The sequence below is a fragment of the Pseudomonadota bacterium genome (assembly GCA_018817425.1).
GTDB lineage: Bacteria > Desulfobacterota > Desulfobacteria > Desulfobacterales > RPRI01 > RPRI01.
In genome coordinates this window covers 83,732-101,624 of sequence record JAHITX010000011.1, presented here as the reverse complement: position 1 = coordinate 101,624, position 17,893 = coordinate 83,732, and the positions used below count along the sequence as shown (strand labels likewise).

General features: G+C 41.8%; 13 protein-coding genes. 2 read left to right on the top strand and 11 right to left on the bottom strand.

Annotated features, from left to right (window positions below):
- Window positions 1-10 precede the first annotated feature (10 nt).
- The 5 genes from KKC46_02785 to KKC46_02765 form a co-directional block, all read right to left on the bottom strand.
- Window positions 11-919: a spirocyclase AveC family protein gene (locus KKC46_02785; GenBank protein ID MBU1052739.1), complete on the bottom strand. Its 909-nt coding sequence runs from the start codon at window positions 917-919 to the stop codon at window positions 11-13.
- Window positions 920-995: 76 nt separating this feature from the next.
- On the bottom strand, window positions 996-2,609 hold the full coding sequence (locus tag KKC46_02780; protein ID MBU1052738.1) for an NAD(P)/FAD-dependent oxidoreductase: 1,614 nt from the start codon (window positions 2,607-2,609) through the stop codon (window positions 996-998).
- A 321-nt stretch (window positions 2,610-2,930) separates the two neighbouring features.
- Entirely contained in the window at window positions 2,931-4,886 is a 1,956-nt protein-coding gene (locus tag KKC46_02775) for an FAD-dependent oxidoreductase (GenBank protein MBU1052737.1), read from the bottom strand.
- A 183-nt stretch (window positions 4,887-5,069) separates the two neighbouring features.
- Window positions 5,070-5,306, bottom strand: coding sequence for a hypothetical protein (locus KKC46_02770; GenBank protein MBU1052736.1), 237 nt, complete (start codon window positions 5,304-5,306; stop codon window positions 5,070-5,072).
- Between the two features lie 20 nt (window positions 5,307-5,326).
- Window positions 5,327-6,937: an FAD-dependent oxidoreductase gene (locus KKC46_02765; GenBank protein ID MBU1052735.1), complete on the bottom strand. Its 1,611-nt coding sequence runs from the start codon at window positions 6,935-6,937 to the stop codon at window positions 5,327-5,329.
- A 216-nt stretch (window positions 6,938-7,153) separates the two neighbouring features.
- Here KKC46_02765 and KKC46_02760 point away from each other — a divergent pair, with 216 nt between their 5' ends.
- Window positions 7,154-8,836, top strand: a complete 1,683-nt coding sequence (locus KKC46_02760; protein ID MBU1052734.1) for a sigma 54-interacting transcriptional regulator — start codon at window positions 7,154-7,156, stop codon at window positions 8,834-8,836.
- 421 nt (window positions 8,837-9,257) lie between these two features.
- Here KKC46_02760 and KKC46_02755 read toward each other — a convergent pair whose 3' ends face one another.
- The 6 genes from KKC46_02755 to KKC46_02730 are packed head-to-tail and all read right to left on the bottom strand — an operon-like array spanning window position 9,258 to window position 16,307.
- Entirely contained in the window at window positions 9,258-12,506 is a 3,249-nt protein-coding gene (locus KKC46_02755; GenBank protein MBU1052733.1) for an efflux RND transporter permease subunit, read from the bottom strand.
- A complete protein-coding gene (locus KKC46_02750; GenBank protein MBU1052732.1) occupies window positions 12,503-13,669 on the bottom strand; it encodes an efflux RND transporter periplasmic adaptor subunit in 1,167 nt (388 codons plus the stop codon). Before KKC46_02750 ends, KKC46_02755 begins: the two co-directional genes overlap by 4 nt.
- Before the next feature lie 31 nt (window positions 13,670-13,700).
- A complete protein-coding gene (locus tag KKC46_02745; protein MBU1052731.1) occupies window positions 13,701-13,919 on the bottom strand; it encodes a NifU family protein in 219 nt (72 codons plus the stop codon).
- Window positions 13,916-15,043: a tRNA guanosine(34) transglycosylase Tgt gene (gene tgt / locus KKC46_02740; GenBank protein MBU1052730.1), complete on the bottom strand. Its 1,128-nt coding sequence runs from the start codon at window positions 15,041-15,043 to the stop codon at window positions 13,916-13,918. The genes KKC46_02745 and tgt overlap by 4 nt, the downstream gene beginning before the upstream one ends.
- Before the next feature lie 8 nt (window positions 15,044-15,051).
- Window positions 15,052-16,119: a tRNA preQ1(34) S-adenosylmethionine ribosyltransferase-isomerase QueA gene (queA, locus tag KKC46_02735; GenBank protein MBU1052729.1), complete on the bottom strand. Its 1,068-nt coding sequence runs from the start codon at window positions 16,117-16,119 to the stop codon at window positions 15,052-15,054.
- A 2-nt stretch (window positions 16,120-16,121) separates the two neighbouring features.
- Window positions 16,122-16,307 carry a DUF2065 domain-containing protein gene (locus KKC46_02730; protein ID MBU1052728.1) on the bottom strand — a complete coding sequence of 62 codons (186 nt, stop codon included), beginning with the start codon at window positions 16,305-16,307 and terminating at the stop codon, window positions 16,122-16,124.
- A 619-nt stretch (window positions 16,308-16,926) separates the two neighbouring features.
- Between KKC46_02730 and KKC46_02725 the strand changes: the two genes are divergently transcribed.
- Window positions 16,927-17,826: an ORF6N domain-containing protein gene (locus KKC46_02725; GenBank protein ID MBU1052727.1), complete on the top strand. Its 900-nt coding sequence runs from the start codon at window positions 16,927-16,929 to the stop codon at window positions 17,824-17,826.
- Window positions 17,827-17,893: the final 67 nt, after the last annotated feature.

The following is a 17,893-nucleotide window of genomic DNA, read 5'->3' as shown; positions in this document are numbered from 1 at the left end:
TATGATATTGTCAAGGTACAAGCGTGCTTGCATGTCCGAACAGCGCACGTACGGCAACGAACGGACCGGTGCTAAACAACAGGAAAAGCCCATTCATGACTAATATCCAAACTCCCAGACGCGCCAGTTCCCGCCCAAATCCTGCCTGAATATGATCAACTCCAAACCATGATTCGAACCTGACCCGTTCATCCGGACCGCGCATGCCCAATATCCAGGTGGTAATAACCCCGTAAAGAACAAAAAGTGCTATTGGATACACGACAGGAAAGTTGCCTCTATCCGTTGCAATTGCAGGGCCTATGTAATCCGTGTAGGACCACCAACCTTGACTTGCGGCAAAGCCTTCCACAAGCAGATCAAAAAGATAAAAGCTTGGTATCACAACAACAAGTATCCAGCGGTTTTTTCCTAAGTTTGGATATTTTTTGTGAAACTTATTGATCAGAGCAAGCATCAACAGATATATAGTAGCAAAAAAAGGGCCGTAAGACAGTATGATCGCCCATGGTTTGTTCGGTGCAGTCCAAAGGGTTGAGCCCCAAGGCATTAGAGAAAATGCAGGGTTAAAGAGCAGATATGCACCCCAATCCGCATACCATTCCTGCCAGAACATGGTTGTGGCGGAAATATATAAAAGCGCTCCGAAAGTAAAAGCTCCGCCACGAACTGACTGCGTGATGAAAAAAGCAAGCATGATAAGGGAAATAATAGGTACTATAATTTCCTGAATCCAGATATAAGATGGATTGTCAAACTTAGGAGACGCTTGTCTGGTGCTAACATCACCCACTGTACCAATCGTTTTGCCGGATTGCTTGTTAAGAGCATTTGGCCTTTCCGTTTCCGCAAAAACTGACTTCGTAAAAATTACAATTAGAAGTAAAAGGAAGCTCGAAACAAGAATCTTTTTAAACATAGTTTTACCCTCCTCCATTTGTTAACGGTCAAAGATAAGGAATAAAAGTGTTGGCATAGGTCTTTGAAATTTTACCTTAACGGCTACACCGGGCAAGGTATCGGATGACTCTCGCTGAGGCAAGTTTACCTGGTAAACCGGAAACAGCTCCACCCGGATGGGAACCGGCAGCTCCTAAAAAAAGTCCTTTCACAGGAGTTACATACCCGCCTAATCCCCAGGCCGGCCTTAATGGACCCGACCGAAGAAGAGCAAAATCAACATGGGTTACACATCCGTTAACAGCACCTGTCCGCTCACAAAGATCTTTAGGTGTTTCAACCCATCGCCCTATCTCAAGTGAATCGAGGTTGTCAAAGTAAAGCATAGCTTCAGACATTATTATATTTTCCGCTTTTTTCCGTAAAGATTGCCAGCCTTCAGCAGGATATGCCGGAACAGCAGGCGGATACAGATATAAAACATCCTGCCCGTCAGGTGCCTGACTCGGATCGCATGCTGTTGGAACAGCTGCCCAGTAATAAAGACCGGGTGTAAGCTCACCCCGCATGGAGTTTGCAAAGGAAGATCGTATTTCTTCTGCTGTTCCGATAATTAATGCAGGCACCCTGAGATCGACACCGTCTTTTCTGAGCTTCTGATGTTTGGAAATTTGAACACGGCCCTTAAGAGCAAGATCGATTTTCATTGGTGCAGCACCTCGGGCATTTGCAGGAATATGATCGACGCGTGCCTTCATTCGTCTGTCTATGGCGCCATCAGGCAACAGGCTACCCAGTGCTGTACGCGGGTCACAGGCTGCCAGCACGGAATCCGCTTTAATTATACGCCCATCGGCAAGGCGGACACCTTCTGCATGCCCTTTGGTAACAAGTATTTCTTCAACAGGTGTTCCGGTCAGGACAGAACCCCCACCTTCGTACAACCTTTTTTTAAGAGATTCCGCCAGTGATTGCATACCTCCGACCGGGCGGCCGACTCCTACCCGGTGCAAAAGAGCAACTATAATATGGGCAAGCCCGCTGCCATCAGCATCTATTGGGCCAGCGCCTCCGGCAAGTCCCAAAAGAGCCGCAATAACAAAAGGATGGTCGAAACGTTCGCACACAGCCTGATCAGCCGTACCCAGGGCAAGAGCTCCTATCTCGCCGAGCCGTTTACGATGGGATGTTAATGAACGAAGTGAACGAAAAACTTCTCTGATGGATGGTCTTCGGGGATCGGAGCGCATCATGGGAAGGGCGACACCAAGAAGTGCTTCAAGTGTATTGGCAAATTCAAGATAAGCCCTGGCATCCGATGGAGAATATCGCCTTATTTCATCTGCTGTTTTTGAAGGATCACTCCAGAATGCTATGGACTCTCCTTCGGGTGAAAGATAGGCGTATGAAGGATTGGGATCTACGGTGATGAATCCATGCTTCCTCAAATCCAGGTCCTCAATTATGCTGGATGTGCGAATAAAGATAGCATCTACTGCGCACGGGTGAATGATATGCTTCGGCGCTGACTTGATAAAAGGGCCGGAGGCAGTCATGCCTCCGACATTTTTTTGCGCCTCAACTACTACTACATTATGTCCGGCTTTTGCCAGATAACATGATGCCACAAGGCCATTATGACCTCCGCCTATTACTACAACATTAGTATTTATTTCACTGCTTGCTGAAGATTGCATAGGCATTTTCATGGCTAATTTCCTCATTGGTTGCATTTATATTTTATGATGTTAGATACTCTGACCCACTAAAAGCGGGGCAGGGTATCCGCGAACTAGTCGTTCTCAATCCTTAAATAAACAAAACAATTATGTACATTATCAGAATCGATGCTCAACCCTTCCATTAAAAACGGTATTAGATAACTTTTACAGTCTCTATATAAGCAAGCACGATTTGGCACCCTCACTTTCCAATCTTAGCGATGTTGCAGTTCCGATGTCACCTGCACCGCCGGTAATAAATGACATTGTTATCTAATCTATGCATTTTAGTTTTCTTTATTTATATCGCTATAATTTTCTTCCCAGATTATAGCCGTCATAGATGGCATCCAGAGCTAAGCGCGGTGATACACAATCACCCGCTGCATGCAACTCCTTTACCTTACCTTTCAGGGCATAGTAGAGACGATTATTCGATCTGCTTCCTGTAGCAAGAACCACCGTATTCACTCCCTCAATCTTTCTTACCGCATTGGAATAAATATCGAGAACCGTCAGTGTATTTCCCGATATTCCTATTAGCTCCGTATTGGGAGTGAAAATACAGCCCTTGGGCCGTACCCTGAAATAGAAACTGAGCAAATCGCTTGTCGCGGCCAATTCCATACCCACAAAAAGCAATGGTGTAATGATTTCCACATACTTGTTCTGGTCAAGTAGATATTCTGCCGTTGCGCAGCACTGCCAATGACCGTCTCCGCCGTCTACTACAACAACACTCTGCCCAACTTTTACTTTTTCCAGCAATACATCCTCTACCGTAACCACATTATTCTGATCAATTCCCGGGATAGGAGGCAGGAAGGGGACTGTACCGGTCGCAATCACCACCGCATCCGGCTGTTCACTCTCGATAAGCTCCGGCGTTGCCTCAATTCCCAAATTAACCTTTACCCCAAGTATTTCCATCTGCTTGGCCAGATACCTTTTTATGCCACCGAATTCTTTCCTGGCAGGTGCTTTGACAGCAATGTTAACCTGTCCACCCAGCTCCTTATGATTTTCATAAAGTACTACCTCATGACCTCTCATCCTGGCTACCCTGGCCGTCTCCATCCCTGCTGGTCCACCCCCTACCACTACCACTTTCTTTTTGAACTTAGCTGGCTCTAATGTGCCTATTTCCTTCTCAAAACCAACAACAGCATTCTGGGTACAGGTAATTGCTTTCCCTTTTGAAGCTCTTCCGAGACAGCCCTGATCGCAGGCAATACAGTAACGAATCTCTTCCAATCTTCCCTCTCTGGCTTTATTGGGAAGCTCGGGATCAGCTATAAGGCCTCGAACCATTCCCACCATATCACCCTGACCATTGGCCAGAATGTTTTCCGCCTGAACGGGATCATTAATCCTGAAATCATTTAATATAGGAAGATCAACGGCTTCTTTGAACGACAAAGCATAAGGGACATAGAGTCCCAAAGGCGTTTGCATACCACAACCGATACCTTGAATTCCTTCATAGAAGGGGCCTCCGATATGAATAAAATCAATTTGCCTGGTCTCTTCTAGTTGTTTTGCTATTTCTTTATAGTCATCAATCGTATTTCCATCTTGCAGAAAATCATCGCCGGGAAGCCGGTAACCTACTACAAAATCATTTCCAACGGCCTTGCGAATCTCGTCTATTACCTCAAGGGGAAAGCGCATACGATTTTTCAGGCTCCCGCCATATTCGTCTGTTCTTTGATTTACTGCCGGTGACATAAACTCATGCAGTAAATAACCGGAGGCCCCATGAATTTCTGCACCATCTAAACCGGCTTCTTTGACAAACAATGCCGAGCGAGCAAAGGCCTTAACCGTTTCTTTGATATCTTCAATCTCCATAGCTTTGGGAATAAAACGAAACATGACGGTTGAAGGAATTGCGGAGGGAGCCCATGTAGGGAGGCGGCTAAGCTCAATATCCGATTCTCTGCCCGCATGAACTAATTGCACAAGCATCCGCCCTCCCTCACTATGTACAGCCTCACCGAGTTTTCTCAGCATAGGAACGGCCTTCTCATCATAAACCTCCTGAATGCCCGCCAGATCTCTGCTGTTTTTCATTACTGACATCATTCCAGCAATCTGTAAACCGGTGCCGCCTCTGGCTCTTGCCTTATGATACTCCACATACCGATCGTCTATGATATAGTTTGTTGTCAGCATGTTCCCATGTGGGCCAAAATATATCCTATTTCTTACGATCATGTTTCCGATTTTTATCGGAGTGAATAAATAGTTAAATTGCCCTTCCATCCCAAACTTGTTCCTTTTTATAAAAGATCTTATTTCTTCTTACTTAATCACCTTTTTAAAATCGATATAAAGATCTTCCATAATCACTTGCAAAGTCTTCCATGTAAAAAAGCCAAACCTTTATCAATCGAGCAAACGGGACGGCGCTGATGCAATACGAGGCAAAGCAGAACATGCCGTCGGCTATTTCTTTTTTTTAAGACTTCGACTCCGCCACAGCCCTCTCCAAAGGATGACGGGCATGTACCAGACAACATTCCAGGAGAGAAGATCGAATATGCCCCACAACGCCTCGGGTCTCACAAAGGCCGTCATGGGCATGCCGCCCATCGCCATGCCCCGGACGACGAGTCGTTCGCCATCACGTTTCAACGTTTTTATTTGCATTATTGTTCCGCCGTTTCCATCTACAAGCTTCATAATCGTTTTTCCTTCCGATATTACTTTTGTGATACAGCATGTTCGACGGCAGTATAACCGGAGGTAGTCGACATGCTGCAACCCCCGAGAAGACCAAAACCCATCGGCATTCTACTCTGTCCGATACTTCCACCGGCCGTGAAAAATCCGGCGTATAGCCCGGGTATAGGCTTTGAATCCATATCCAATACTTGCATGTGACGATTAGTCCTTAAGCCACAGCCGACCGGTCCCATACTGCCGCCTGCTTTAAGCCCATAGAAGGGAGCGTGCTTTATCGGTATCAGATACCGGGGAGGTGTATCAAATTCCGGATCTTCACCGGCATCACAATATTTATTCCATTTGTCTACGGCTTCTTTAAATAAAAACTTATCCAGGCCTAACTTTTCTGCTAACTCCTCCAATGTATCGGCTACTCTTATTGCTCCCAAATCGATTGATTCTTTCACAGCTTCCCGCCAATCATCCGGGCAAAGCAGATTATTTCTGGTAACTGTATTCAAGCCAGGGATATCCGACGTGATGGGGCGTTTGCATGACAGCCCCAATGGGACATCATCCTGGATCTTCCAAATATTTTCTTCGTACTTGTTATCGAAAATCACATAGGCCCTTCCCCCGGGTTGCGCACCCATGGCGGGCGGCCTTAACATGTATTGGCCTAAGTTGTTGTCCATCATCATAAATCTTTCGCACGCTTTGTTTAGGTGCAGCCACGGGGCCCTCGATAACTGAACATCTCCGGAGTATAAATATCTAAACCACGGGCCGCCTTTTTCCATGAGGTCTATCCCCCCCTCAAAGCAGGTACATGAGTCAAATCCCGCCACATCAGCTCCTGCTCCAAGCCCCATCCTGAAACATTCTCCGGTATTTGACGGCAGAGACATCGATACACTGCCGACACCTTTATAGACTGAGGGTGCATATTGCTTAAGCAAACTTCGATTGTGCTGCATACCGCCGGCCGACATAAGTACGGCTTTTTTTGCTTTTATGAAGATGGTGGTTCCCTCCGGATTGGTAGCTTTCACCCCCACAATTCTGCCATTATCTCTCACCAATGCGGCTACCTGAGTGTTGGTGTGAAATTTCACGCCCTTTTCCTTGCACTTTTCGGTCAGAAAGTTCATAAGGTCTGTCATCGGAATATAACATAATCTCTCGTGGCCGCCTTTGGAGGTGACTGCGGGATATCCTGCTCTCTCGTTCTCCCATTTAAAACCCTGATCTTCTATCCAATCTACGACTTCACCACTCTTTTGTATCATGTTACGAAACAAATGGATGTTGCCTGTGTAACCCGTCTCAAAAAGGCTTCCCATGGCAACTTCATTTACATCCCATTCTATCCCTTCTTTTTTCTGTATTCTGCTGTTGTAAGCGTAAAAGGCGCCGGCGTATTGGGATGTCCCGCCGGTAAATTTCAATTTCTCCAAAAGAATCACGGAGTATCCCTCCGAGTTGGCTTTTAGAGAGCCTGCAAGGCCTCCTCCTCCAGATCCGACTACTACTATATCGGCTTCCTGATCCCATTTTGCCGGTGGGTCTACCGGCTGGATCGGTTCAGCATCTTCAGGTTTATCGAGTGGCTTTTTTCCTACTCTCCAATCATAATCTTTGTTCATTTTTGCCTCCATCGTTTTTATTTATTTGTATCAAATACTCATTTTGAATCTAAATATATATGCTTAAATCATGCCAATAATATAATATAACATATAATCAGATGTTTATAGCTATAATCAATATTTCATGTGGTTAAATATAAACAAACATGTTTACATATGAACGCATAGGGTGTTATTTAAATTCTTATTTAGCCAACAATAGGGGTGAATTTTATGGATATAGATGCAAACGAATTTTTCCGTCAGGCAACAATGAGAATATGCGGAAGCCTGGATATAGAAACCGCTATGTGGAAAGCGCTGGAATATTTGGAACAATTTATACCATTAACCGGAATGAATCTTGTGCTGGGTGAGCCTGGCATGCCTGCCATAGAAACACTTGCCCAGGTAAGCCGCTATAAGATAGAAAAGATGGATCGGATTCTTTCTTTGCCTTCCGAAGTTCGATCCGAGGTTGAAAACCAATGGGCAAATCTTGATGGTGTTTCAATAATCAACAAGCCTGAGATGTTTCCACCTACCCTGAAAGTAATTAGTTTGCTCGATAGACCCGACATGTCAATCATGACCATGAGATTGAAATTAAAAGATAATAGGTATTTTGCACTTGTGACATATTTAATTGGACCGGATCAATACGAAAGTGAACACGCCAGACTTTTGTCTATGCTGCACGACCCCTTTGCAATCGCCATGTCAAATGCTCTTAGGCATGAAGAGGTCTTAAAACTAAAAGAAATACTTGCTGATGACAACAGGTTTCTTTATCAGGAAATGCTTCGTATTTCAGGTGACGAAATTATAGGAAAGAATACAGGGCTGAAGCAGGTTTTTGATATGGTCAATCAGGTAGCTTCTGTGAATATTCCAGTGCTTTTGCTTGGTGAAACCGGAGTCGGCAAGGAAGTAATTGCCAATGCTATTCATTATTCTTCGCCCCGGAAGAATCAGCCGTTTATCAAGGTCAATTGTGGCGCAATACCTGGAACTCTTATTGACAGCGAGCTTTTCGGACATGAAAAAGGTGCTTTTACAGGGGCATTATTTCAAAAGCGTGGCAGATTTGAGCGGGCTGATAAAGGAACCATACTGCTGGATGAAATCGGAGAGCTTCCGCAAGAAGCGCAGGTAAGACTTCTGCGGGTACTACAGGATAAGCAGATAGAACGTGTCGGCGGCACAATGCCGGTACCAATAGATGTAAGAGTTATTGCTTCTACAAACAGGGATTTAAAGAATATGGTAATTTCTAAACAGTTCAGAGAAGACCTTTGGTTCAGGCTGAATGTGTATCCCATCAAAATTCCACCCTTACGAGAAAGACAAGGAGATATTCCGGAACTTGTTTACTACTTTATAAATCGAAAATCTATTGAAAAAAACATAACCTCTCCACCGAACATTGACAAGGAAGTTATTGATCAGCTAAAAACTTATAACTGGCCCGGCAATGTGCGCGAACTGGAAAACATTGTTGAACGGATCTTAATTCAATCCCAGGGACAAAATATTTCAGGTCCACTTATGTTTGAAGATACTATTTTCCAAAAATCAGAATCAGGAGCGTTTCGTCAGCCGATTCCGATTTATAGTAAAATAAATGATGCGGAAGGCAAAACTATTATGCACTTAAAAGAAATAGCTAAAACCATTTTTCCACAATTTGACTTAGAAAAGCTTACATCGTCGTTAAACAAAACAGAACCTATGGAATTAGAAGAAATCATATCGTTACACATTCAGAAAGCAATAAAAATAACAGGAGGCAAGATAAACGGGCCTGGAGGGGCAGCTGAACTTCTTAATATAAACCCTAATACACTTAAAAGTAAAATTCGAAAGATGGGTTTATTAAAAAATAAAAGAGATCAAAAAATTCATTTTAATAATTGATGACATATTTTATTTTGTTTCTGATCCTATAATTGTTGGATAAGGAAGCTTGGATTTCCAAACAGTATCCGAACCAAATCTACATGAATAGTTAATAAAATCAAATAAAACATAGTATGTAACTACTACCCAATCTTCACCAATACACGCAAGTTCCATTCTCTATCCCTGTTGAAAGTTTTTAACTCTAAACCATGACTCAAAACGGACACGATCATCTTTATTTCAGAATTTCAGATTTCCTATTAATAGAACACAATAGAACCTTATACTGTTAATAATGGTCGAACCTTTTCATAACTAAAGATAAAAGCGGAAGAATTTTTTAACAATCTCACCACCAAAGGAGTTCTTAAAATGATAGAGAAAATCACATTGGAAAACGTTATCGGTAAAGTACATGAAATGTCCTCTATAGATATTAACTTGAGCTACTGACAGCCGGTTTTTTTTTATGTACATGTTGTGATTCCCAGCGTTTATCAAGATAATACAAAATAGGAACAGTCATGCGTGAGAAAAGAAGAGAAGCGACTTCGCCGGCCATAAGAGATATGGCAAGCCCTTGGAATATAGGATCAAACAATATTACCGAAGCTCCTACCACAACAGCAGCCGCAGTTAGCATCATCGGCCTGAATCTAACAGCGCCTGCATCAATTACGGCAAGATCAAGGGGCATGCCCTGAGAGACACGAAGCTCGATGAAATCAACAAGGATTATGGAATTTCGTACAACAATACCTGCACCTGCAATAAAGCCTATCATAGATGTTGCCGAAAAGAAAGCGCCCATTATCCAGTGTCCGGGCAATATACCGATTAAGGAAAACGGAATAGCTGCCATAATTACAAGAGGGGTTGAAAAGGATTGAAACCATCCGACTACAAGAACAAATATTAAAATAAGCACAACGGCAAAAGCTATTCCCAGATCACGGAAAACCTCATAAGTGATATGCCATTCGCCATCCCATTTCATGGAAAACCGGCGATCCGATTCCGGTAGCGCTGCGGTATGCTGAACAATTTTATATCCTTCCGGAAGAGATATGGCATCAATAGCTTTTTTCATCTCCAGTATGGCATAAACAGGGCTTTCTTTCTCACCTGCTACATCACCTGTTATATAAACCACAGGCATAAGATTTTTATGATATATGCTTTTATCGTTTTTTGTATCGGATATTTTAACAAGGCTGGACAGCGATATAAGCTTTCCGTCCGGTTGAGATATTTTTATGGATTCCAATCGTTCGATTCCGGCCCTTTTCGAAAGAGGAAGCTTCAGCATAATGGGAATATCTTCCTTTTCTTTCGGCTGGTGAAGAAGGCCTGCCTGTCTTCCTGAAAGGGCCAGATCAAGGGTTTGTGCTATCTGTGCCGCACTGATACCGTGAAGTGCTGCTTTTTGCCTGTCAATTTCAATACTAACCCTTGGCTGATCATCTTCCATGTACCAGTCAACATCAACAACCCCTGATGTTTGCTCAAATATTTTCATAACTTGTTTAGCGATAAGCCGCTGCCGGTTGTAATCAGGGCCGTATATTTCAGCAACAAGTGTAGATAACACAGGAGGACCGGGCGGCACTTCCGCAACTTTAATTCTGGCATTATACTTTTGGGCAATTATTTGCAATGCAGGCCTTACGCGTTTTGCTATCTCATGACACTGGTCTTTTCTTTGCCCTTTTGAGACGAGATTAACCTGAATGTCAGCAACATTATTTCCTTTACGCATGAAATAATGGCGTACAAGCCCGTTAAAATTGAAAGGCGCCGCAGTGCCTGCATAGATTTCATAGTCAACAACCTCATTTACGGTTTTTATATAATCACCCATTTCAAGAGCTGCCGAAAGTGTATTTTCCAGGGTGGAATTTTCCGGCATATCAATTATGACCTGAAACTCACTTTTATTATCGAAAGGAAGCATCTTGACATGGACTTTCTTAATCGCAACAAGAGCACAGGAGATTAAAAGAAGACCTACCACCAACAAAAGAAACGTATAACGCCAGAAAGGTATTTCAATAAGCGGAGTCATAACCTTACGGTAAAACAGTGTGCTCCATCCTTCTTTCTCATGTTTTGCCGTTTCATTTTCCTTGTGGCTTATAAGCTTCATGGAAGCCCATGGTGTGACTATAAAAGCTACTATAAGCGAAAAGACCATTGCTGCCGAAGCACCTACAGGAATCGGTCGCATATAAGGACCCATAAGACCGCCGACAAAAGCCATAGGCAAAATGGCGGCGATAACTGTCATGGTTGCAAGTATGGTCGGATTTCCGACTTCATCAACTGCTTCGATAGTAATAAGGATTTTAGGGCGATTTGCATTTTCAGGTAACCTGAAATGTCTCACTATATTTTCAACAATAACGATTGCATCATCAACAAGAATTCCTATAGAAAAAATAAGAGCAAAAAGCGTAATTCTGTTTAATGTGTAACCGTATAAATAAAATACAGAAAGAGTTAAGGCAAGCGTAACAGGTATTGCAAGAGCGACTATACCTGATTCGCGATGACCCAATGTAAACCAGATAAGAATTGATACCGACACAATGGCTATCATCATATGCAAAAGCAGTTCATCCGACTTTTCTTTTGCAGTTTCGCCATAGTGCCTTGTTATGGTCATGTTTATATTGTCCGGGATGATAGTACCCTTTGCGTCTTTGATTCTTGCAAGTATTTTATTTGCAACATCAATTGCGTTTGTGCCCTTTCTTTTGGCTATTGTAAGAGTAACTGCCGGGCATGCATCTTTAGGCAAAGAATCTTTTGAAATATTTTTTTCTTTTGCAGCAGGGCCTGCTCCGAAAAAGACATACTGGTCGGGTTCACCGGGGCCGTCTGAAATTGTTGCTACATCTTCCAGATAAACCGGCTTGCCATCATAAACGGAAATAACGACTTTATTAACATCTTCGACATTATTTATAAATCCTCCGGTATGCACTATGGTCTGGCCTGAAAGCGATGGAAAAGATCCTGAATCCGAACTCTGGTTTGCGGTAGATAACATAGAAAAAACACGTTCCGGATCAATGCCGAAAGCAGAAAGCTTAACCGGATCTATATTTACCTCAACCTGTCTCTTTTCTCCACCTATAATTGTAGTGATAGAAGTATTTTCTTCCATCTTTGCGATGTTTTCGACTTCGGCAGCTACGCGCCTTAATAAGTAATGATCAGCATCTTTTCCCCAAAAGGTTAATGCAAGAATGGGCACATCATCTATATAACGCGGTTTTATCAAAGGCTGCGATACGGAATGCGGAATCCTGTCCATGTTTGCCATAAGTTTGGATTGAAGCCTGACAATAGCTTGTTCTTCATTCTGCCCCACCAGAAAGCGCACTATCGCCATTGACATGCCGGGGCTTGAGGTGGAATAAATGTATTCGACTCCGGGTATTTCCCATAAAAGCTTTTCCATAGGCGATGTAACGCGCTCTTCAACTTCTTTTGAGCTTGCCCCAGGCATACTTACAAAAATATCTATCATGGGAACTATGATTTGGGGTTCTTCCTCTCTTGGCAGGGCAATAACCGAAGCAATGCCCAAAAGTATGGAAGCTATGATTATAAGAGGCGTAAGTTTGGATTCGATAAAATAATTTGCTATTTTCCCCGCCACACCAAGCTTATTGCTCATGTGGATGCCTCCACCTTGACACCATCTTTTATGTTTACGTCAGGATTTGATATATAGCGGTCTTTGGGATTTAATCCCGAAAGAACTTCTATGGATTTGTCAAAAGTTCTACCTGTGCGAATTACTCTGAAACGGGCTATGTTTTGATCATCAAGAATATATATTCCTGTTAACTGGCCCTGATAGATTAATGACGAAGACGGGACGGAAAGTATATCTTTTTTGCCTATGGGAATTAAAACTTTTACATACAGTCCTGAGCGAACCGATTGGTCTGAAGTGAAAGAGGCTTTAAACATGAAAGAACGTGTGTTGGAATCTGCTGCCTGAGATACGGTATAAATTGTTCCTTCGAGTAAAAGATCGTTTAATGCCGGGATTACTATACTTACCTTTGTGCCCATACCTACGGTTTTTACCTGGGCTTCAGGAACAACAAATTCCGCATAATAACCCTTAGTCTCCTCAACACCAATGATAGGTGCGCCTGGTGACGCAAGATCTCCGGGTTCCACCATTTTAGCTGTTACAAGCCCGTCATACGGAGCATAAATTACAGAATCTTTGTCATATGATTTTGCAGATAAAAGTGCTGCTTCAGCCTGTTTGATACGGTTACCTGCGGCCTGCACCATCGCCTCTGACTGAAGTAAAGCCGCTTTTGCCTGAATGTTTTTGGTTTCAATGTCTTCAAAATTCTGCTTGCTTATTGCATTATCATTATACAAATTTAAAAAACGTTTGTATGTGTCACTGGCAAGTTTTGCCGCAGCTCTTGCCGAATCCACGCCGGATGCTGCTGCATCATATGCATTCAGCGCTTCTTTTTTTGCCTGCCGGGCCTGCTGGAGCTGAGCTTTTACCTGGCTGTTATCAAGAAGGACAAGCACATCACCTTTTTTAATTGTATCGCCTTCTTTTACGTTTATTTTTTTTATTTCAGCTAAAAGTTTGCTTGATAAAATACTTTCCGTCTTTGCATGAATGGTTCCTGTGGTTTCATACAAAAGAGGCTGGTTTACAACCTTTGCCTCAAGAACAGCGGCTTTAACTATTGCAGCACTTTTTTCTTCAGTTGTTCCGGGTTCAATTTTTTCCTTACATCCTGATAAGGCAATAACTGAAAGAAACAAAAGACAACATATCACTATTCTTTGCATCATACAGGACTCCTAAGAAAAATATCTTATTTTACTATATTGATATCACCGATTTTACACCCGGCACCTCTTCTTTTAAAAGTTTTTCAATCCCGTTTTTTAAAGTCATCTGGGACATGGGGCATCCAGCGCAAGCACCCTGAAGACGAACCTTAACTATACCATCACTAACATCTATAATTTCAACATCACCACCATCTTTTTGAAGCATAGGTCTTATTTTTTTTATAGCTTCCTCAACCAGTTCTTTCATGATCTTTCTCCTTTGGTTCTTTTATTATAAAAATTTGTTCTAAAACTTTCAAACTCATCATTTAAAATTGCTTTTCTCATATCTTTCATCAGTTTTGTATAATAAAAAATATTATGTATCGTATTTAACCGATATGCAAGTATTTCCTTAGCCATATAAAGATGCCTGAGGTATGCCCGTGAAAAATTACGGCATGTATAGCAATTGCATTCTTCTTCAACAGGGAGAGTATCAAATTTATAACGTGAATTACATATATTGATTGTACCCATGCTTGTAAACATCTGGCCGTTTCTTGCATTTCTTGTAGGCATAACACAATCAAACATATCGGTTCCAAGTGCTACCAGTTCAACTATATTTTCAGGTGTTCCGATTCCCATCATATATTTCGGTTTATCTGAAGGAAGTTTATCAAGACTATATTCGGCTATTTCAAGCATAATGTCAATCGGTTCGCCCACACTCAACCCACCTATTGCATAACCGGGAAATCCGATTTCAACAATATCCTGCGCGGATTTTTCCCTAAGCTCCTTAAACATTCCGCCCTGAACAATCCCAAAAAGAGCGTTTTTATTTTCACCCGCTTCTTCCCATGTTTTTTTACATCTTTTTGCCCATTGAGTTGTAAGTTCAAGAGCATCCTGTGCTTGTTTTTTTTCGGCAGGATAATGTATGCACTGATCAAGACACATCATTATATCGGAGTTTAGCAATAATTGTACTTCTACTGCTTTTTCGGGTGTTAGGGTATGGCTTGATCCGTCAATATGAGACTGGAATGTGTAACCTTCGTTTGTTATCTTTGAAAGTTTTGCAAGTGAAAAAACCTGAAACCCCCCGCTGTCTGTCAGTATAGGGCCTTTCCAGTTCATAAATTTGTGCAGCCCGGAAAAAAGTTTTATAACATCACAGCCCGGCCTTAAATATAAATGATAGGTATTTCCGAGAATAATGCTTGCTCCTGCTTGAGTGATTTCTTCCGGTGATAAAGACTTAACCGATGCAAGAGTTCCTACCGGCATAAATACAGGAGTTTCAACATCACCGTGTGATGTTCGCATAAGCCCGGCTCTTGCCCGGCTGTTTGAAGATTTTGCTATAACTTTAAAATCGAACATAATAGCTCCTATTGTATGAACATCGCATCTCCATAGCTGTAGAATCTGTACCCTTTTTGTACAGCCTCTTTGTAAGCAGCAAGTATTTTGTCCCTGCCGGCAAAAGCCGATACAAGCATAAGAAGGGTGGAGCACGGCAGATGAAAATTTGTAATTATTGAATCAACAATTTTAAAACTGTATCCGGGATATATAAAAAGATCGCATTTACCGCTTCCAGCCGTAACCCTTCCATTATTATCGCTGGAATATTCCAGAGTTCTGATACTTGTCGTTCCAACAGCGATTACTTTACCGCCTTCTTCTTTTACCTTATTAATTGCATCGGCTGCATCTTGCGGAATATGAAATCTCTCGGAATGCATTTTATGCTCCCTGATATCGTTTACCCTTACAGGAAGAAATGTGCCGTAACCCACATGAAGTGTTATTTCCGCTGTTTTGATGCCTTTTGATTTAATTTTATCAAGAAGTTCTTTTGTAAAATGAAGACCTGCGGTGGGAGCTGCTACAGCTCCTTTAGTTGAGGCATATACGGTCTGATATGAAATTTTATCATCGGATAATTGATTGCCGTCTTTATCACGCCTGATATACGGCGGAAGCGGCATATGGCCGATTTGACCAAGCACATCTTCAAAACTTTCGGAAGATGAAAACCTGAGCAGGCAAATTCCGTTTTTTATTTCATTAACCACTTTCGCTTTAAGATTATCTGCGAATAAAATCAATGATCCTTTTTTCGGGGGTTTGGAGGTTTTTACAAGACATTCGCAAGTAAAACTTCCGGTTTCATTTTGCTCTGCGATCCCGCCTGCAAAATCCAGAATAAGAACTTCAGCTTTGCCTCCGGTTTCTTTTTCCCCGAATAGCCTGCCTGGTATTACCTTTGTATTATTTATTACAATGATATCTTCAGGTGTAATAAAATCGCATATTTCAAAAAAGTTATGGTGAGAAGTGGCCCCGGTTTTTTTGTCAAGAACCAAAAGCCTGGATGCATCTCTGCAAGATGCCGGCTTTTGGGCAATATTTTCTTCACTAAGTTCGTAATCATAATCGGATAACAAAAACACGCCTATTGCCTCCCGATAAAAACAAGCAGGCAACCGATAAGCATGAAAAACAAACCCATCCACCTTAAAGAGCTTTCATTCATTTCAACAATTTTAATAACCCACTTTTTCATTTTTTCAGGGAACGCAAAATACGGAAGCCCTTCAATAACCATAACCATCCCGATAACACAAAGAAAATACTTCATTTTTTACTCCAGCCACATGTTTTTATAATTATTGTTACAGATATTTTAAAAGAAGTTACACATTATCCTAAAATTTTGTCAAAATAAAATAATAAAATCGGCAAAGTAAAACATAGAACATTGCCGGGCCGTATCAATCAAATGGCATTGAAATTATTAACTGACCTATTGGTTACATTGGGGCGTATGGAGGGCTGATTGCATAAAGAGAAATAAAGGCAAATGGGCTGCTACTTTATAGAAAGTTCGGAATAATAAACCCTATACTGGCTCTTTTATATAAACTTTAATTTCTATTGAATTATAATCAATCTTAATATATGGACAATCCTGTAATATCTGAACCAATCTAAACCATATTTAAAAAGAGGCTGCTATGGCCAGAGAGAATATCACTGGCTGCAAATGCAATCATTAAGAATATGGTATTCTAATGAGCCACTTTCAAAACGTTTCAGTTTGGTCAAGCTCAAGGCGGGAGAAAATTTCAACCGCAGGAATACATTGAGTATTTCGAGGATTGAAATTTGAGCCCAACGCAGAGATCGGCCAAAATGGGGCGTTTTGAAACTGGCTCTAATGTCGAAAATTGCATCTTTAAGCCGGAAGGCAAACCTGTATGAGCGAAAATGCGTTGATAAGCAATGAAAAAATCCGAAGCAGGATTCATACTATTCGTGGCGTTCAGGTTATGCTGGATAAAGATTTGGCCGTTTTTTATGATGTTAAGCCTATAAGATTAAGGGAACAGGTCAAAAGAAATATTAAACGCTTTCCTCTTGATTTTATGTTTCAGCTTACAAAAGCAGAGGCTGAACTCATGGTATCGCAAAATGCGATACCTTCAAAACAATCCCTGGGGGGTTCCATGCCCTATGTCTTTACCGAACAAGGTGTAGCGGCTATTTCTACAGTGCTTACCAGTGAGAGAGCAATTGAAGTCAATATACAGATCATGCGCGCCTTTGTTACAATGCGCCGGTTCATTTCCTCTAATGCTAAGGTATTTCAACGTCTCGACGCAATAGAAAGAAAACAAATCGAGTACAAGTCTGAGAGTGACCACAAATTTGAACAAATTTTTAATGCCATTGAAGAAAAAGATATCAAGCCCAGACAAGGCATTTTTTTCGATGGGCAGATTTTTGATGCCTACCAATTTGTTTCAGATCTGATTCGTACTGCCCGGAAATCCATTGTCGTGATTGATAATTATATTGATGATGGCGTTTTAACCTTGCTTTCCAAGGCAAATAAAAAAGTGCGTATTACTATTCTCACTAAGACCATTTCCAAACAACTTGCACTGGATCTAAAGAAATATAACGAGCAATATCCGCCAATCACAATTAAGGAATTTAATAATTCTCACGATAGGTTTTTAATCATTGATGACAAAACTCTTTATCATTTTGGTGCATCCTTAAAAGACCTGGGTAAGAAATGGTTCGCATTTTCCAAGTTTGACAAAGAGGCCTTTACTCTTCTGGAAAGATTGGCAGGTGTTATCAGTGAATAGTAATCGGCAGATTGTTACTTTGGATGCCATAGAAATATGTCTTACGGTTGATCTTAAAGGATCTGAC